The organism is Sphingomonas sinipercae (assembly GCF_011302055.1).
In the GTDB taxonomy this organism is placed as follows: domain Bacteria; phylum Pseudomonadota; class Alphaproteobacteria; order Sphingomonadales; family Sphingomonadaceae; genus Sphingomicrobium; species Sphingomicrobium sinipercae.
This window is the reverse complement of record NZ_CP049871.1, coordinates 1,031,232-1,046,914: the sequence shown is the minus strand read 5'-3', so window position 1 is coordinate 1,046,914 and position 15,683 is coordinate 1,031,232. Positions and strand designations below refer to the sequence as shown.

The following is a 15,683-nucleotide window of genomic DNA, read 5'->3' as shown; positions in this document are numbered from 1 at the left end:
ACACTCCTGCCCCCACTAGGCCCGCGGCCTCTTAGCCAGCGTCATATCCATTAGCCAGTGCAGCTTGGCCTGTGTACCGTTCGGGGGCATGAACAAGCGCAAGTCCCTCGAACAGCGGCAACTAACGCTCCGACGCCGATCCTCGGTCAGCGACTGGACGCAATTCTGGATCCGGGTCGCGATGATGCTTGGGCTGCTGGCGTTCATCGTCAGCTTCCACTGGATCGAACGCGACAGCCTGAAGGACCAGATCGACGGCCACGTCAGCTTCGCCGACGTCATCTATTTCACGATGATCAGCGCGACGACGACAGGCTACGGCGACATCGTGCCGGTGACGGAACGGGCGCGGCTGTTCGACGCTCTGATCGTTTCGCCCATCAGGATCTTCTTCCTCCTTATCCTGGCGGGCACCGCTTATACCTTCGTCATCAAAAGCAGCTGGAACCGTTGGGTGATGCGCATGATTCAAAAGAACCTTCGCAATCATATCGTGCTGGCCGGCTTCGGCGTCAGCAACGCCAAGGCGCTGGAGGAGCTGCTCGCGCGCGGGGTGGCGGCCAAGAGCATTGTCGTCGTCGACACGGACGAAGCGGCGCTCGCCCGCGCCAACGACTGCGGGGTGGCGGTCCTCCACGGCGATGCCGCTCGCGACGAGACTCTCAAGGCGGCGCACGTGGAACGGGCGCAGGCGCTGCTGATTTCCGCCGGCCGCGACGACAGCAATATCCTGATCGTCCTGACGGCGCGCAAGCTTGCCCCGAAAGCGAAGATCAGCGTCACCATCCGCGAAAGCGACAATGAAGACATCGCCAAGCAAGCCGGGGCCGACACCGTCATCAACCCGGTCAGTTTTTCCGGGCTGCTCCTCGCAAGCTCACTGCAGGGCCCCCATCGCGCCGACTATATCGCCGACCTCGCGACCACCCGCGGCAACGTGGTGCTGCGCGAACGCCTGGTGCGGGCGGACGAGGTCGGCAAGGCGCCGGGCCAGGTCTGCACCGGCCAGGCGGTGCGCTTGATCCGCGACGGCGCGCCGCTCGGCCCGCACGACCCGGCCTTCGCCAAGATCGCCGCCGGCGACCGGATTCTCGAGATTATCGACGAGCGCGCGTAGCGGCCGTCGCCAGGCGTCTCGCTTTCGCCCGATTTCTCGGCTAAGGGCGCGTCCCTTCACCATGAAAACCACGACCATTCCTCGGCCGCCCCGCGTGGGCCTGGTTTCGCTCGGCTGTCCCAAGAACCTGGTCGACAGCGAACGGATCATGACCAAGCTGCGCTCGGACGGCTACGACATGTCGGCCGACTATGCCGGCGCGGACGTGGTGCTGGTCAACACCTGCGGCTTTCTCGACAGCGCCAAGGAAGAAAGCCTGTCCGCGATCGGCGAGGCGATTGCCGAAAACGGCCGGGTCGTCGTCACCGGCTGCATGGGCAAGGAAGCCGAAGTCATCCGCGAACGCTTCCCGCAAGTCCTCGCGATTACCGGCGCCCATCAATATGAGCAGGTGGTCGAAGCGGTGCATGAAGCCGCGCCGCCCGCCGCCTCGCCCTTCACCGACCTGGTCCCGGAAAGCGGCCTGAAGCTCACGCCGCGGCACTTCAGCTACTTGAAGATCTCCGAAGGCTGCAACCATCGCTGCGCCTTCTGCATCATCCCGCAGCTTCGCGGCGACCTCGCCAGCCGGCGCCCCGACGCCATCCTTCGCGAAGCCGAAAAGCTTATCGCGGCGGGCACCAGGGAATTGCTGGTCATCAGCCAGGACACGTCCGCCTACGGGCTGGACCTCAAACACGCCCGCTACACCTGGAAGGGCCGCGAAGTGCGCGCCCACATGACCGACCTGGCGCGCGAACTTGGCCTGCTCGGCGCGTGGGTTCGGCTTCACTACGTCTATCCCTACCCGCACGTGGACAGCGTCATCCCGCTCATGGCCGAGGGGCTTGTCCTTCCGTACCTCGACATTCCGTTCCAGCATGCCAGCCCGCGCGTTCTGCGCGCGATGAAGCGGCCCGCCAACGAAGCGAAGGTGCTCCAGCGCCTGCGCGCCTGGCGCGCCGAAGTGCCGGACATGGCGATCCGCTCGTCTTTCGTGGTCGGCTTCCCGGGCGAGACCGAGGAAGACTTTCGCTACCTGCTTGGCTGGCTTGAAGAAGCCCAGCTCGACCGGGTCGGCGCCTTCCGCTTCGAGCCGGTCGAAGGTGCGAGCGCCAATGCGCTGCCCGACCAGGTTCCCGAAGAGGTGAAGACCGAGCGTTACGAGCGCCTGATGGAGCTTTCGGCAAGGATCAGCGCCACCAAGCTCGCGGCCAAGGTCGGCAAGACCATCGACGTCATCGTTGACGCGGTCGATGTGGAAAGCGGCGGCGCCACCGGCCGCTCCAAGGCTGACGCGCCGGAAATCGATGGCGAAGTCCTGCTTCGCGATGCGGGCCATCTCGAACCCGGCGATATCGTCAGCGTGATCGTCGAAGACGCCGACGACCACGATTTGTATGGCGCGCTTACTGCGCCGGCGCAGGCGGTTCCCGAACGGTCGATTGCAGGTTGACCCGCGTCGCCTGGCGATCGCCCGGCATACGCAGGATGAGGTAGCTCGGGTCGAACTCGGCGTCGCCGGCGAGCGCTTCGAAATCGAGCATTTCCACCTGGCCGCTGCGGAAGGTCAGCCGGTTCTTGGCCCGCAATTCCTGAATCACGCGGTTGGTGTGCACGGGCGTCAGCCCGACGGCATCGGCCAGCTGCTCCTGCGTCACCGGAAAGGCGTAGCTGGTGCGCGAGCCCAGGCCCGCCGCCTCCATCCGCATCCCCATTTCGCAGAACAGGTGCGCAACCCGTGACTGCGCATTCTTGCGGCCCAAGTTGCCGACCCATTTTTCGACCAGGGATCCGTCGACGGCCGTGTCCCGCCAAAAGGCGAAGGCAATCCCGGGATAGGTGGTGATCAGGCGGTTGAGCTGCTCGTGCGAATAGCGGAACACGGTCACCTGGCTCAGCGCGGTGATGCTCCAGCTCGCCATTGGGATGACGACGGACAGCAGGTCACTCATGTCGCCGGCGATCTGGAAGGCGGTGATTTGGCGTCGCCCGTCGGCCATCTGGTCGAACCTTCCGGCCAGTCCCTCGCCGATCAGGCAGGCATGCTTGACCCGCTCGCCCGGCGAAACGATGTCGCGGTGGGCGGCGTAGCGCTCGACAAACCCCTCGAGCGCAAGGATTTCCTCCTGTTCCTTGCGGGTCAGCGGCGAACGCAGCAGCAAACGGTCGAGGAAACGGCCGATGGCCTCTTGTTCGACGTTACGCATTCAGAACCCCCTACTCGGCGCTGAAGAACCCGGAGCGGCCGACTGATCGGCTTTGCGTCCACTAATACGCTCCCCCGGCCAAGTGCAACCGGCTGAAGCAAGGCGCTTTTCGCCGTCGGCCGGCTCCCTCGCAAGATGGCTCTCGACAGCGGCAGGGCACGGACTACTGTTCGGCCCATGTCCAAGATCACCATCGCCTTCGCCCTCGCCGCCGCTGCCTTCGCGGCCCCGGCCAATGCGCAGCCATTGTCGGCGGCCGAAATCGCGCGGATCGACCAGGCGGTAACCCGCCATTTGGCCGAAACCTCTGTGCCCTCGGCCTCGATCGCCGTCGTCCGCGATGGCAAGATCGTGCTGGCGAAGGCTTATGGCAAAGCCAATGAAGGGCTGCCGGCAAGCCCGGCCCTGCCCTATCAGATCGCTTCGATTTCCAAGCAGTTCACCGCCATGGCGCTGTTGTTGCTGGAGGATGACGGGAAGCTCGACCTCGACGACACCGTCTCCAAATATCTTCCGAACATCAGCGGTGGCGACCAGATCACCTTGCGCCAATTGCTCTCGCACACGTCCGGGCTGCAGGACTATTGGCCGCAAGACTACAGCTTCGCGGCAATGGCCCGCCCGACGACCCCGCAGGCCATCGCCGACCGCTGGGCGAAAAAGCCGCTCGACTTCCAGCCGGGCGAGCAATGGCAATATTCGAACACCGGCTACGTCGTCGCCGGCATGATCGCCGAAAAGGTCAGCGGCGAACCGCTGCTGCAATTCATGAAGCGGCGACTGTTCGATCCGGCGGGAATGGCCAGCGTGATCAGCCAGGACGACGCCGTCGGCCGCCGCTTCCCGTCCGGCTACGGCCGCAACGCACTCGGGCCGGTGCGCCCGGTGGTCGTCCCCGGCCGCGGCTGGCTCTACGCGGCCGGCGAGTTGTCGATGACCGCCGAAGACCTCGCCAAATGGGACATTGCGCGGCTCAACCGCTCGCTGGTCCCGGCCGACGACTGGGCCGAGCAGGAAACGACGATCAAGCTCAACAGCGGCGTCGACAGCAATTACGGGCTTGGCGTCTTCGCCCGCGACGCCAACGGGCGCCGGGTCATCGCGCACGGCGGCGAAGCTGTCGGCTTTCTTTCGAATAACGCGGTCTACCCCAGAGAGCGCGCGGCGATTGTCGTGCTGACCAACAGCTGGTCGGGCGGAGCGTCGGGCCGGATCGCCCGCGATCTTGCCGCGATCGTCCTGCCCGCGCCGCCGGCCGACCAGGCGAGCGTAACGGCGGCGGCCCGCGCAAGGACGCTGCTCGACCAGCTCGCAAGCGGCCGGGTCGATCGCTCGCTGCTGACAGAAAACGCCAATTATTATTTCACCCCCCAGGCGCTGGCCGATTACCGCGCCAGCCTCGCGCCGCTCGGCACGCCGACCGCGCTTGAACCGCGCGGCTCGCCGACGCTTCGCGGCGGCTTCGCGATCCAGGGCTACACGATCAAATATCCGACACGCACGCTCGACCTTTCGACCTTTTACGAGCCCGGCGGCCGCGGCCGGATCGAACAATTCCTGATCACCCCCGGCGAATGACCGATTTCGCCTCCCTGCTCGTCGCGGACCGCGGCAAGGCCGCGCGCCTTGTGCACGTCGTCGATGCCGCCGGGTTCGACGCTTGGCTCAACGGCCGGCCGGCTGCCGACCGGGCCTTGCTCGCCGCCCACCGGTTCGACGCCAAGTCGCCCGACGCGGTCGCCATCCTGCCGCGCGGCGACGACTTCGAAGCGGTCGTCGCGGTGAAGGATTCGGCCGCGCTCTCGACCTGGTCGCTGGCCAAGCTGCCGTCCGTCCTGCCCGAAGGCAGCTATCGGCTGTCCGGCGCTGCCGTCGGCAAGGCCGCGCTCGGCTGGCTGCTCGCCCAGCACCGGTTCGATTCCTATCGGGAGGCCGATGCCAAAGACGCCGGTCCGCGCGTCTTGGTCACCGCCGAGGCTTCCGCCATCGAACCGGCGATCCGGCTCGCCGAAGCGACGGCGCTGGTGCGCGACCTCGTTAACACCCCGGCGCGCGACCTCGGCCCGGCCGAGCTCGAACGCGCCGCCCGCGAAACGCTGGGCGGGTTCGAGGTCACGGTCACCAGCGGCCGCGACCTTGCCAGCGGCTTTCCGCTCATCGCCGCGGTCGGCGCCGCCGCCAGTACGGACCGCGCGCCGCGCCTGATCGAGGCCAGCTGGGGCGACCCGGCCAACCCCCGGATCGCCATCGTCGGCAAGGGCGTGTGCTTCGATTCCGGCGGCCTCGACCTCAAGCCGGCAAGCGGGATGCGGTTGATGAAAAAGGACATGGGCGGGGCCGCCCATGCGCTTGCATTGGCCCGGCTAATTGCCGCCGAAGGGCTGCCGGTGCGCCTGCACCTGCTGATCCCGGCGGTCGAAAATGCGGTGTCCGGCGACGCCTTGCGTCCCGGCGACGTGGTCAGGTCGCGGAAGGGCCTTCATGTCGAAATCGACAATACCGATGCGGAAGGCCGGCTGATCCTTGCCGACGCGCTGACCAAGGCGGTGGAGGGCGAGCCGGAACTGATCGTCGACTTCGCGACCCTGACCGGCGCCGCCCGCGTCGCTTTGGGCCCGGAATTGCCGGCGCTATTCGCGAACGACGACGGCCTCAGCGCCGCGATCGAGCAGGCGGGATCGGACAACGACGACCCGGCGTGGCGGATGCCCCTGTGGGATGGCTATGACGAGATGCTCAAAAGCGACGTCGCCGACATCGTCAATTCCGCCAATTCGTCGATGGCCGGAGCGATCGTCGCCGCAATTTTCATGAAGCGCTTCGTGCCGCCCACGATCCGCTGGGCGCACTTCGATACCTTCGCCTGGCGGGATTCAGCCAAACCGGGCCGGCCCAAGGGCGGGGAGGCGCTGGGCTTGCGCGCCGCATTCGCCGCATTGCAGTCGCTTTACCGCCGAACCTGAACGGCCCGCGCCGATTTCCTTGGGGTCGCAGTTACTTTCCTGCAACAATTCTGTCGCTTGCCTGTTCTTAAGGGACAACTGCTCGACCGACGGGAGAAGGTGCATCAATGGCCGACGAATCGCTGTCAGGCTGGATGCGGGCATTGATCGCTTATGTCAGATCCGGCGAACCCGATCTGACCAACCGCCAAATGGCCCTGTTGATGCTGGTGTATCTCACGCCCGGACCGCACACGGTACGCGGCCTGGCGAAGGTGTTGGGGGTCTCCAAGCCGGTTGTCACCCGCGCCTTGAACACGCTTGGCGCACTGGGCTATCTGCGCCGTGAACGCGACCAGGACGACCGTCGCAACGTGTTCGTCGTCAGAACCAGCAACGGGGCGGAATTCCTTGAAGGCTTCAAGCGCAACCTCCGCGAAAGCGATCGCGCCGGCGCGGCCCACCGGCCAATCATCGGACAGGCACCGGCCTTCGCCCATCAGCGCTGACGGCTTCGCCCTGTCCGGCCCCTCGACGGAGCCGGACCCGTCGCGCCACGCTTATCGCAAGGACTTGGCCGACATCGCGCTTGCGGGCCAGGTCATCGCTTCGCACTACGCGCAGCCCCTGCTCCGCTCCCTCGCCGCAAACGCTGATTTGATGGATCGCCCGTCGGCGGACGGCGAAATTGTGGGCCGGCTCACGGCTGGCGACGGCTTCGACATGCTCGACAATACGCTCGGTTGGGCCTGGGGCTATGCCGGGCCGGAACGACGCGTCGGCTATATCCGTGCGGATGCGCTCGCCGGCTGAGGCTTCAGCCGAGGCTTCGCAACCACCACAATTGGTAAAGGCTGGCGGCGATCAGCAGCCCGCACAGCAGGCCCACCGCCCAGTCGCGCTTGGGCGTGCGCGGTCGGCGCGTCGGAAACAGCAGGAACGCCGCAAGCGCGGACAGGATGATCGTCGCGATGGCGCTGTTGCGCGCGTAAACGACGACGACGTCGCGCACATATTGGGTGCCCTCCGCCGCGCCGTCGGCGTGCGGGCTCATCCGCAATCCCACCAGTGCGACGATGGCTGCCGCGAACAGCAGGAAGCCGCCGACGAACATCCGGCCGCGGCCGATCCCCCGGTTCCTCACATCTCGCCCCGCTGCCGCCGGATCGCGTACCACCGCTGCACATTCGCCTGATGTTCCGCGAAGGTCGCGGCGAAGACGTGGCCGCCGGTCCCGTCGGCGACGAAATACAGGGCCTTGGTCGGCGCCGGGTCGAGCACGGCGGCGATGCTGTCCCGCCCCGGGTTGGCGATCGGCCCAGCCGGCAGGCCGGGCTTCTTGTAAGTGTTGTAACCGGTGTCGGCGTTGAGCTCGGAGCGCAGGATCCGCCGCCCCAGCGGCTTGCCCTTGGTGACCGGGTAAATCACCGTCGGGTCGGCATCCAGCTTCATCCCGATCTTCAGCCGATTGCAGTAAACGCCGGCAATCGTCCGCCGCTCCGCCGCCTTGCCGGTCTCCTTTTCGACGATGGACGCGAGTGTGACGGCCTCCTCGGGCGTGTTGACCGGGCAGTTCGCCTTGCGCTTCGCCCACAGTAATTGGACCGTCTTCGCCATCGCTTTCTGCATCCGCCCGACCACCGCGGCGCGGCTCTCGCCACGCTCATAGCTATAGCTGTCGGGAAGCAGCGACCCTTCGGCGATTTCCGGCAGGCTGCCGGTCAGGAACGGAATCGCCAGCAGCCTTTCCTGGACGATGATCGACGGCATCCCCTCGGTCACCGTCACAAGCCGCTGGATCGGCTCGCCATGCTGCAGCAGGCGCAGAATCCCGGCGGGACTTGAATGCGGCGGAATTTCGAATTCGCCGGCCTGCACCGGGTCGCCGCCGCCAAGCACCTTGGCGAACCCGCGGAAGCTGGTGGCCGAGCGGATCAGTCCAGCTTTCTCCAGCTTGTTGGCGACCGAAGCGATGCTCGACCCCTGCTCGACGATGAAGTTGACCGGCTTGTCATTGTCGCCGCCGCGCCACCACAGCCCCCACAGCAGGAGCAGCGCGGCCAGGCCGGCGAGGATGGCGACGCCGGCAAGCTTGCGCATCGGGCTAATCGACGGCCTTGACGATCAGGCTGGCGTTGGTCCCGCCGAAACCGAAGCTGTTGTTGAGCGCCGCCCGCACCTTCCGCTTCTTGGCCTTGAGCGGCACCAGGTCGACGCCTTCAGTGCCTTCATCCGGATCTTCCAGGTTCAGCGTCGGCGGCACGATCTGATCGCGGATAGCAAGGATGCAGAAGATGGTCTCGACCGCCCCGGCGCCGCCGAGCAAATGGCCGATCGCCGACTTTGTGCTGCTCATCGATGCACCGCTCAGGTCGTCGCCAAGCACGCGCTTGGCCGCCGCAAGCTCGATCGTGTCGGCCATCGTCGATGTGCCGTGCGCGTTGACGTAGTCGATGTCCTCGGGCCCCATGCCCGCCTTCTTCAGCGCCATCCGCATCGCCAGTTCGGCGCCGCGCCCTTCGGGATGCGGGGCGGTGACGTGATAGGCATCGCCGGACAGGCCATAGCCGACGACTTCGGCATAGATTTTCGCGCCGCGCGCCTTGGCGTGTTCATATTCCTCGAGCACGACGACGCCCGCGCCCTCGCCCATGACGAAGCCGTCGCGATTCTTGTCGTAGGGGCGCGATGCCTTTTCCGGATTGTCGTTCATGCTCATGTTGAGCGCGCGTGCCTGGGCGAAGCCGGCCACGCCGAGCGGGTTGATGGTCGACTCCGCGCCGCCGGCGAGCATCACGTCGGCATCGCCGTCCTTGATCATCCGCGCCGCGTCGCCGATCGAGTGAGCGCCGGTCGAACAGGCCGTCACGACCGAGTGGTTCGGGCCCATCAGGCCGTATTTGATCGATACCTGGCCGCTGGTGAGGTTGATCAGCCGGCCGTGCACGAAATGCGGGCTGACCCGTCCCGGGCCCTTCTCCGCAAGCACCAGGCTTTCGCTTTCGATACCCGGCAGTCCGCCGATGCCCGACCCGATCGACACGCCGGCGCGCTCGCGCTCCGCTTCGCTCATCTCGGTCAGGCCCGCATCCTCCAGCGCCTGGCCGGCGGCATCGATGGCATAGACGATGAAGGGGTCCACCTGGCGCTGGACCTTGTGGTCGACGCGCTTGTCGGGGTCGAAGCCGTAGGGGTGGTCCTTCGCCTTCACCTCGCCGGCGATCTTCGCTTTCTGGTCGCTGACGTCGAAGCGGGTGATTTTGGCGATCCCGCTCTTTCCGGCGATCAGGTTCTGCCAGGTGGTTTCGACGTCCGCGCCGAGCGGCGTCACCAGACCTAGACCCGTCACTACGACACGGCGCATCTTATCACCTCGCATGGATCACAAAAACAAACGGCCTCCCGCTTTGTTCGGGAAGCCGTTCGTGCCGCCTTGATCGGCTTGGATGGGCGGCGACGGTCCGGCCTCGATCAGCCCTGATTCTGGTCGATATAGTCGATCGCGTCCTTGACGGTCGTGATCTTCTCGGCGGCATCGTCGGGAATCTCGACGTTGAATTCTTCCTCGAACGCCATGACCAGCTCGACGATGTCGAGGCTGTCGGCACCCAGGTCATCGATGAAGCTCGCTTCTTCCGTCACCTTCTCGGCTTCGACGCCAAGATGTTCGACAACGATCTTCTTCACCCGATCGGCAGTTTCGCTCATTGGGGGTTTCCTCCGTATGTGTTGTGCGCTGCCTAGCGATGCCGCCCGCGGCTAGCAAGTGCGGACAAGGGGCCTGGAAGACGTATGCACGATGCGCGTTCGCGACCGCTGACCGAAGGTGAAATCGCACTTGCCCGATCGGTGTTCGGCGAAGCGATCGACTACGCCCGGGTGCGGATGGTCAATCGCAAATGGTGGCCGCTTCAGCCCAGGAACGTGGCGATGGCGCCCACCGGCAACATCCACTTCCATCCCCACGGCACCTTGTGGTCCGAAGATTTCGCAGCGGAGCCGCTGTCCCGGCAAGGCCTGTTCATCCACGAACTGACCCACGTCTGGCAGTCGCAAAAGCGGGGCCGCTTTTACCTGCCGCTGATGCGCCATCCCTTTTGCCGCTATGGCTACGACCTCGTGCCCGGCCGTCAGTTCGATCGCTACGGCCTTGAACAGCAGGCGGAAATCGTCCGCCATGCATTCATCCTGAAGCAAGGCTTTCGCCTTGCCGGGCGCGATTTCGCCCAGCTTGAGCCGCTTTTGCCGTTCTAGTCGGGCTTCTTGGCCACCGCGACCAGTGCCGGGCGCAGCAACCGGTCCTTGAGCATGTAGCCCGCCTGCATTTCCTGGACGATGGTCCCCGCCGGCTCGTCGCTCGGCACTTCCATCATCGCCTGGTGCTTGTTGGGGTCGAGCGGCTGGCCGACCGTGTCGATGCGGGTGACCGAGTTGCGGTTGAAGATGGTGTCGAGCTCGCGCGCCGTCGATTCGATTCCGTCAAGGAAACTGCTCGCCACCTTGTCGGCGCGAAGCTCGTCGCTGACGGCCGCCAGCGCGCGGTCGAGATGGTCCTTGATCGCCAGCATGTCGCGGGCGAATGTCGCCGCCGCGTAGGACGCCGCCTGCTGCTTTTCGGCTTCCAGCCGTCGCCGCACGTTCTGCGTCTCGGCCGCGGCATACAGCGCCTTGCTGTTGGCCTCCTCCAACGCCTTTTCCAGCTCGGCCAGCCGATCGTGTTCGGCCAGCTCGGGCGAGTCCGCGGCGGTTTCCCGGCGGATCTCGTCGGCGTCGTCGTGAAGGTCTTCGTTGTCCTGGTTCATCCCATCAATCTCGTTAGGGTCTTTGCCGTGAAATCCACCATGGGAACCACGCGCGCATAGTTCAACCGAGTCGGGCCGATCACACCCACAACGCCGACCACCTGCCCCTGGCTCCCGCGATAAGGCGCGGCGATCACCGAAGAGCCCGAAAGGGCGAACATCCGGTTCTCGCTGCCGATGAAGATTCGGCAGCCCGGCGCGTCGCGTGCATTCTCCAGCACCCGCGCGATCTCCTGCCGGTTCTCAAGCTCCTCCAGCAGCATCCGCACCCGCTCCAGGTCGGCCGCGGCATGGTCGTCGATCAAATTGGCCTGTCCGCGCACGATCAGCACCGGCCGGCGCGAATGGTCCTCCGACCAGGCGGCGAGCCCGGACGCGACCAGTTCGGCCGCGGCGGTGTCCAGCGCCTCCCGCTGCTCCTTGATCTCCGCCCGCAGGCGGGCTTCGGCCTCGCCCAGGGTCATGCCTGACAAGCGTGCGTTGATGAAATTGGTCACTTCGTTCAGCGCCGACGCGCTGGTGCCGCGCTCGACCTCGACGATCCGGTTTTCCACTCCGCCGTCGGTGCCGACCAGCACCACGAGCGCGCGAGTCTCCGACAGCGGCACCAGGTTGATCTGCTTGAGGCGCACTTCCTGCTTTGGCGCGAGCACCACGCCCGCCGCCTGGCTCAGCCCGGACAAGGCCGACGTCGCCGCCGCAAGCGCGTCCTCGATCGGCTGGTCGCGGCCGATCTGCCGCTCGATCTCGCGCCGCTCGCGCTCGTCCGGCACCGACGTCTGCATGATCCCGTCGACGAACAGGCGAAGCCCGCTTTCCGTGGGCAGTCGCCCGGCGGACGTATGCGGGTGGGTCAGCAGCCCGCGCTCCTCAAGCTCCTGCATAACTCCGCGGATCGACGCCGGCGACAGGCTGACGCTGCCGGCAAGGGCCTTCGACCCGACCGGCTGCCCGCGCTCCAGGTACGCTTCGACGACCAGGCCGAAAATGGCCCGCATCCGGTCGGAAAGTTCGCCAATCGGCTGGGTCATGGGCGTGACCTAGTGCCGCCCGCCCCACCGCTCAACGTTTCAATCGACGATGCGCATCTCGGTGCGGGCAATCTTCTCGGCCGCATCGGTGACGATCCTGCCCACCGCGAAGCCGGCGGCGGCTTTGTCCGCGTTCGGTCCCTTCATGCACGAAGCGGTGAACTTCAGCTCGCCCTTCGTCGATCCGGCGGTCCACCGGACGCCGCCGTACGGCCCGTCCGGAATATATTGCTCGCATTCGTCGGGCAGCCGAACCGCGTCCTGCGCGCGCCGCACCGCCGACATCAGAAGATCATATTGCAGGGGCGTAAGCGTGAAGCGCTTGATGTAGACCGACACCTTCTCGCCCCCATAGGCCGGTTCGCGGGGCTTCTCCCAGACGACCGATTTCCCGTTCAACGACCACCGCTCGGTCACCGCACCCCAGCTTTGCCGGACAAATTCGACCTGCTCAGGCGCGACGAAGCGCGGTTTCCGGGTGGCTTCGGCCGGCGCCGCGGCCAGCCCGGCCGCAAGCAGGACGGCCATGACGGTGATGTCTTTCCTCATTCCTCAAGCCTTCCGCATTTTTCTTGTCCGGTCTAGGGCTGCCGCACACCAGTTTTAGGAGAGATGAATGCGCCCTAGCGGCCGTGCCCCCGACCAGATGCGCGAAGTCAAATTCGAACCTGGCTTTACCAAGCATGCCGAAGGCTCCTGCCTCGTCAGTTTTGGCGACACCCGCGTGCTCGTCACCGCTTCGATCGAGGAAAAGGTGCCGCCATTCCTTCGCGGCAAGGGCCAGGGCTGGGTAACGGCGGAATATGGGATGCTTCCGCGCGCCACCCACACCCGCGGCAATCGCGAAGCCGCCAAGGGCAAGCAATCGGGCCGGACGCAGGAAATCCAGCGGCTGATCGGCCGTAGCTTGCGCGCCGTGGTCGACCTGCAAAAGCTTGGCGAACGGCAGATCCTGGTCGACTGCGACGTCATCCAGGCCGACGGCGGCACCCGCACCGCGTCGATTTCCGGCGCCTGGGTCGCGCTTCGGATCGCCGTCGACAAGCTCATCCAGTCGAAGGCGCTCGCGAGCGACCCGATCCGCAGCCAGGTCGCCGCGGTCAGCTGCGGCATCCACGACGGCAATGCCGTGCTCGACCTCGACTATATCGAGGACAGCGCCGCCGGCTGCGACGGCAATTTCGTGCTCACCGGCGACGGCCTGATCGTCGAAGCGCAGCTTACGGCCGAAGGCGAATGCTATGACGAGGAAGGGCTGCTGCGCTTGCTCCGACTCGCCCGCATCGGCTGCGGCGAGATTTTCCAGGCCCAGTTGAAGGCGGCCGGACGGTGATCCGCCGGATCGGACCGAAGCTGGTCATCGCCACGCATAACGACGGCAAGCTGCGCGAAATCCGCGATTTGCTCGCGCCCTTCGGGATCGAGTGCGTCGGCGCTGCCGATCTCGACCTCCCGGTGCCCGAGGAAACCGGCGTCACCTTCGTTGACAATGCCGACCTCAAGGCGCGGCAGGCCGCCGACCTCACCGGGCTTCCCGCACTCGCCGACGACAGCGGCATCTGCATCGATGCGCTAGGTGGCCGGCCCGGCGTTCACACCGCTAACTGGGCCGAGGACGAAGCCGGCAACCGCGATTGGACCCGCGCGATGGAGCGGGCGTGGTCGGAACTGCAGCAGGCCGGCCCGGACGCCAGCAGCGACGCGCATTTCGCTTGCGCGCTGGCCATCGCCTGGCCCGATGACGGGCAGGCGGAAAGCTTCGAAGGCCGCGCCGACGGCACCCTCGTCTGGCCGCCGCGCGGCGACAAGGGCTTCGGTTACGACCCGATGTTCGTGCCCGCCGGCCATGACCAGACTTTTGCGGAGATGGACCCGGCCGAAAAGCACCGGATCAGCCACCGCGCCGACGCTTTTCGCAAGCTCACCGAGGCGCTGGCGCTTTCCTAATAGGAAAGCAGCCGCCACCATCCCGGACCATGCGGCGCGCGCCCGACTTCGCTGAGTCACCGGATCGGGCGGCTGCGCTTAAAGTCACGAAAATGCCGCACGACCGCGTGACTTTAGTGACTTTAAGCCCGGCTTCGGAGGGGCTGGCGCTTTACATCCACTGGCCGTTTTGCGTTTCCAAATGCCCCTATTGCGATTTCAACAGCCACGTTCGCGCGCAAATCGATCAAAATGAATGGCGCGCCGCACTTCTCGCCGACCTCGCGCATGAGGCGCGGTTGCTTCCCGGACGGCGACTCACCTCCATCTTCTTCGGCGGCGGCACCCCCTCGCTGATGGAGCCAGCCACCGTCGCGGCGCTGATCGAAGCCGCCAGCGCGCACTGGAGCGTCTCGGACGATATGGAGATCACGCTCGAAGCCAACCCCAATAGCGTCGAGGCGGCCCGCTTTGCCAACCTTGCGGCAGCCGGGGTCAACCGCGTTTCGCTCGGCCTGCAAAGCCTTGACGACGAAGCGCTCCACTTCCTCGGCCGCGCCCATTCGGTCGACGAAGGACTCGCCGCGCTCGAGACCGCGCAGCGCCACTTCGGCCGAGTCAGCTTTGACCTCATCTACGCGCTTCCGAAGGACGACGAAGCGCGGTGGTCGGCAATGCTCCGCCGCGCCTTGAGCTTCGGCACGACCCACCTTTCGCTCTACCAGCTGACGATCGAGCCCGGCACGCGCTTCGCCGCACTCCACGCCGCCGGGAAACTGCAGCCGCTCGGCAGTGACGAGGCGGCCGGCCTGTTCGAAATCACGCAGCAACTGACCGACGCAGCGGGCCTTCCCGCTTACGAGATCAGCAATCACGCCGCGCCGGGCGCGGAGAGCCGGCATAACCTCACCTACTGGCGTTACGGCGACTATGCCGGAGTCGGCCCCGGCGCCCACGGCCGCCGCTCCGGCGTTCGCACCGTGCGCCATCGCAAGCCGGAAAACTTCCTGTCCGGCCTCAGCCGCAATGGTTACGGAATCGTCGAGGAGGAACCGCTGACCGCGCGCGAGGCGGCGGACGAAGCGCTGGTGATGGGCCTTCGCCTGCGCGAAGGGATCGATATCGCCGCGCTCGAAAGCCGGTTCGGCGTTCCGCTGCTCGACCCGGCCAAGGCTGCGGCGCTCATCCGCAGCGGGCACCTGAGCGATCGCTCAGGCAAGCTCGCGCTAACGTCCGAAGGCAGGCTGGTGCTCGACCATATCCTGGGCGAGCTTGCAGCATGAACCGGTCGTTACGGCTTCGCCGGCGAAGCAACCCTGCGCTTGTAGTTGCCGATGGCGCTTTGCAGCATATCGGCGATCATCGCTTCGGCATCCTCGGTCGCTTGCTTGCGCGCGATCCGGTTATTCACATCGAATGCGATGGACGCATTCTTGAATGCCGCGATCTTGCCGCCGCACGCCGCCTGCAGATACGCTTCATAGGCGTCGCCAGCGACTTTCTCGCTGATCGCCCTGGTCGCGGTCTGTGTCAGGCAATCGTTAAAGGCGTTGCGCGGCCCGCTGATGCCGGCCTGTCCCCCGCTCAAAAGCATGGCGGTCACGCTCACTAATGCGATCATTGCCTTCTCCCCAAGCACCGATCACTGGGCGGGAGTGTGACTCACTTCGTGCAGC

At 66.0% G+C, this 15,683-nt stretch carries 19 protein-coding genes; 10 read left to right on the top strand and 9 right to left on the bottom strand.

Going from position 1 to position 15,683, the window contains the following annotated elements; all coding sequences use genetic code 11:
• Positions 1 to 88: 88 nt before the first annotated feature.
• Together G7078_RS05470 and rimO are read left to right on the top strand one after the other, a co-directional pair.
• Entirely contained in the window at positions 89 to 1,117 is a 1,029-nt protein-coding gene (locus tag G7078_RS05470; protein ID WP_166093808.1) for a potassium channel family protein, read from the top strand.
• A 61-nt stretch (positions 1,118 to 1,178) separates the two neighbouring features.
• Complete coding sequence (gene rimO / locus G7078_RS05465) at positions 1,179 to 2,552, top strand: 30S ribosomal protein S12 methylthiotransferase RimO (RefSeq protein ID WP_166093806.1); 1,374 nt, start codon at positions 1,179 to 1,181, stop codon at positions 2,550 to 2,552.
• Here rimO and G7078_RS05460 read toward each other — a convergent pair.
• A complete protein-coding gene (locus G7078_RS05460; RefSeq protein WP_166093804.1) occupies positions 2,506 to 3,306 on the bottom strand; it encodes a Crp/Fnr family transcriptional regulator in 801 nt (266 codons plus the stop codon). The two genes, rimO and G7078_RS05460, sit on opposite strands and share 47 nt — an antisense overlap.
• Positions 3,307 to 3,483: 177 nt before the next feature.
• Between G7078_RS05460 and G7078_RS05455 the strand changes: the two genes are divergently transcribed.
• From G7078_RS05455 to G7078_RS05440, 4 genes are all read left to right on the top strand, one after another.
• Entirely contained in the window at positions 3,484 to 4,884 is a 1,401-nt protein-coding gene (locus tag G7078_RS05455) for a serine hydrolase domain-containing protein (RefSeq protein ID WP_166093802.1), read from the top strand.
• Positions 4,881 to 6,269 carry a leucyl aminopeptidase family protein gene (locus G7078_RS05450; protein WP_166093800.1) on the top strand — a complete coding sequence of 463 codons (1,389 nt, stop codon included), beginning with the start codon at positions 4,881 to 4,883 and terminating at the stop codon, positions 6,267 to 6,269. The genes G7078_RS05455 and G7078_RS05450 overlap by 4 nt, the downstream gene beginning before the upstream one ends.
• Before the next feature lie 134 nt (positions 6,270 to 6,403).
• Positions 6,404 to 6,757 carry a MarR family winged helix-turn-helix transcriptional regulator gene (locus G7078_RS05445; protein WP_166096173.1) on the top strand — a complete coding sequence of 118 codons (354 nt, stop codon included), beginning with the start codon at positions 6,404 to 6,406 and terminating at the stop codon, positions 6,755 to 6,757.
• A 64-nt stretch (positions 6,758 to 6,821) separates the two neighbouring features.
• Positions 6,822 to 7,061 carry an SH3 domain-containing protein gene (locus G7078_RS05440; RefSeq protein ID WP_166093798.1) on the top strand — a complete coding sequence of 80 codons (240 nt, stop codon included), beginning with the start codon at positions 6,822 to 6,824 and terminating at the stop codon, positions 7,059 to 7,061.
• A 4-nt stretch (positions 7,062 to 7,065) separates the two neighbouring features.
• Here G7078_RS05440 and G7078_RS05435 read toward each other — a convergent pair whose 3' ends face one another.
• The 4 genes from G7078_RS05435 to G7078_RS05420 form a co-directional block, all read right to left on the bottom strand.
• The gene (locus G7078_RS05435) at positions 7,066 to 7,392 is read right to left on the bottom strand and encodes a hypothetical protein (RefSeq protein ID WP_166093796.1); all 327 of its coding nucleotides are present in this window, start codon (positions 7,390 to 7,392) and stop codon (positions 7,066 to 7,068) included.
• Entirely contained in the window at positions 7,389 to 8,348 is a 960-nt protein-coding gene (gene mltG / locus G7078_RS05430) for an endolytic transglycosylase MltG (RefSeq protein ID WP_166093794.1), read from the bottom strand. The genes G7078_RS05435 and mltG overlap by 4 nt, the downstream gene beginning before the upstream one ends.
• 4 nt (positions 8,349 to 8,352) lie before the next feature.
• Positions 8,353 to 9,612, bottom strand: a complete 1,260-nt coding sequence (gene fabF, locus G7078_RS05425) for a beta-ketoacyl-ACP synthase II (RefSeq protein WP_166093792.1) — start codon at positions 9,610 to 9,612, stop codon at positions 8,353 to 8,355.
• 107 nt (positions 9,613 to 9,719) lie between these two features.
• Positions 9,720 to 9,956 carry an acyl carrier protein gene (locus tag G7078_RS05420; protein ID WP_166093790.1) on the bottom strand — a complete coding sequence of 79 codons (237 nt, stop codon included), beginning with the start codon at positions 9,954 to 9,956 and terminating at the stop codon, positions 9,720 to 9,722.
• Positions 9,957 to 10,040: 84 nt separating this feature from the next.
• Between G7078_RS05420 and G7078_RS05415 the strand changes: the two genes are divergently transcribed.
• Positions 10,041 to 10,502 carry a vgr related protein gene (locus G7078_RS05415; RefSeq protein ID WP_166093788.1) on the top strand — a complete coding sequence of 154 codons (462 nt, stop codon included), beginning with the start codon at positions 10,041 to 10,043 and terminating at the stop codon, positions 10,500 to 10,502.
• On the opposite strand, the gene G7078_RS05410 is transcribed toward G7078_RS05415, so the two are convergent.
• The 3 genes from G7078_RS05410 to G7078_RS05400 are packed head-to-tail and all read right to left on the bottom strand — an operon-like array spanning position 10,499 to position 12,630.
• The gene (locus G7078_RS05410) at positions 10,499 to 11,050 is read right to left on the bottom strand and encodes a nucleotide exchange factor GrpE (RefSeq protein WP_166093786.1); all 552 of its coding nucleotides are present in this window, start codon (positions 11,048 to 11,050) and stop codon (positions 10,499 to 10,501) included. The genes G7078_RS05415 and G7078_RS05410 overlap by 4 nt on opposite strands.
• Positions 11,047 to 12,081 (bottom strand): heat-inducible transcriptional repressor HrcA, encoded by a 1,035-nt coding sequence (gene hrcA, locus G7078_RS05405; RefSeq protein ID WP_166093784.1) that lies wholly within the window; start codon positions 12,079 to 12,081, stop codon positions 11,047 to 11,049. The genes G7078_RS05410 and hrcA overlap by 4 nt, the downstream gene beginning before the upstream one ends.
• 39 nt (positions 12,082 to 12,120) lie before the next feature.
• A complete protein-coding gene (locus tag G7078_RS05400; RefSeq protein WP_166093782.1) occupies positions 12,121 to 12,630 on the bottom strand; it encodes a hypothetical protein in 510 nt (169 codons plus the stop codon).
• Positions 12,631 to 12,697: 67 nt separating this feature from the next.
• On the opposite strand from G7078_RS05400, the gene rph reads away from it, so the two are divergent.
• The 3 genes from rph to hemW all read left to right on the top strand — a co-directional run bounded on the left by rph (position 12,698) and on the right by hemW (position 15,290).
• A complete protein-coding gene (gene rph, locus G7078_RS05395) occupies positions 12,698 to 13,414 on the top strand; it encodes a ribonuclease PH (protein WP_166093780.1) in 717 nt (238 codons plus the stop codon).
• Positions 13,411 to 14,028, top strand: a complete 618-nt coding sequence (rdgB, locus tag G7078_RS05390) for an RdgB/HAM1 family non-canonical purine NTP pyrophosphatase (protein ID WP_166093778.1) — start codon at positions 13,411 to 13,413, stop codon at positions 14,026 to 14,028. The genes rph and rdgB overlap by 4 nt, the downstream gene beginning before the upstream one ends.
• A gap of 92 nt (positions 14,029 to 14,120) precedes the next feature.
• A complete protein-coding gene (gene hemW, locus G7078_RS05385) occupies positions 14,121 to 15,290 on the top strand; it encodes a radical SAM family heme chaperone HemW (RefSeq protein WP_166093776.1) in 1,170 nt (389 codons plus the stop codon).
• Between the two features lie 8 nt (positions 15,291 to 15,298).
• Here the strand turns inward: hemW and G7078_RS05380 are convergent, their stop codons facing one another.
• The gene (locus tag G7078_RS05380) at positions 15,299 to 15,628 is read right to left on the bottom strand and encodes a hypothetical protein (protein WP_166093774.1); all 330 of its coding nucleotides are present in this window, start codon (positions 15,626 to 15,628) and stop codon (positions 15,299 to 15,301) included.
• Positions 15,629 to 15,683 lie beyond the last annotated feature (55 nt).

Bases quoted from the DNA above. Each gene is read 5' to 3' on its own strand.
- G7078_RS05470 (WP_166093808.1), top strand. From the start codon at position 89: ATGAACAAGCGCAAGTCCCTCGAACAGCGGCAACTAACGCTCCGACGC.
- rimO (WP_166093806.1), top strand. From the start codon at position 1,179: ATGAAAACCACGACCATTCCTCGGCCGCCCCGCGTGGGCCTGGTTTCG.
- G7078_RS05460 (WP_166093804.1), bottom strand. From the start codon at position 3,306: ATGCGTAACGTCGAACAAGAGGCCATCGGCCGTTTCCTCGACCGTTTG.
- G7078_RS05455 (WP_166093802.1), top strand. From the start codon at position 3,484: ATGTCCAAGATCACCATCGCCTTCGCCCTCGCCGCCGCTGCCTTCGCG.
- G7078_RS05450 (WP_166093800.1), top strand. From the start codon at position 4,881: ATGACCGATTTCGCCTCCCTGCTCGTCGCGGACCGCGGCAAGGCCGCG.
- G7078_RS05445 (WP_166096173.1), top strand. From the start codon at position 6,404: ATGCGGGCATTGATCGCTTATGTCAGATCCGGCGAACCCGATCTGACC.
- mltG (WP_166093794.1), bottom strand. From the start codon at position 8,348: ATGCGCAAGCTTGCCGGCGTCGCCATCCTCGCCGGCCTGGCCGCGCTG.
- fabF (WP_166093792.1), bottom strand. From the start codon at position 9,612: ATGCGCCGTGTCGTAGTGACGGGTCTAGGTCTGGTGACGCCGCTCGGC.
- G7078_RS05420 (WP_166093790.1), bottom strand. From the start codon at position 9,956: ATGAGCGAAACTGCCGATCGGGTGAAGAAGATCGTTGTCGAACATCTT.
- G7078_RS05415 (WP_166093788.1), top strand. From the start codon at position 10,041: ATGCACGATGCGCGTTCGCGACCGCTGACCGAAGGTGAAATCGCACTT.
- G7078_RS05410 (WP_166093786.1), bottom strand. From the start codon at position 11,050: ATGAACCAGGACAACGAAGACCTTCACGACGACGCCGACGAGATCCGC.
- hrcA (WP_166093784.1), bottom strand. From the start codon at position 12,081: ATGACCCAGCCGATTGGCGAACTTTCCGACCGGATGCGGGCCATTTTC.
- G7078_RS05400 (WP_166093782.1), bottom strand. From the start codon at position 12,630: ATGAGGAAAGACATCACCGTCATGGCCGTCCTGCTTGCGGCCGGGCTG.
- rph (WP_166093780.1), top strand. From the start codon at position 12,698: ATGCGCCCTAGCGGCCGTGCCCCCGACCAGATGCGCGAAGTCAAATTC.
- hemW (WP_166093776.1), top strand. From the start codon at position 14,121: ATGCCGCACGACCGCGTGACTTTAGTGACTTTAAGCCCGGCTTCGGAG.
- G7078_RS05380 (WP_166093774.1), bottom strand. From the start codon at position 15,628: ATGATCGCATTAGTGAGCGTGACCGCCATGCTTTTGAGCGGGGGACAG.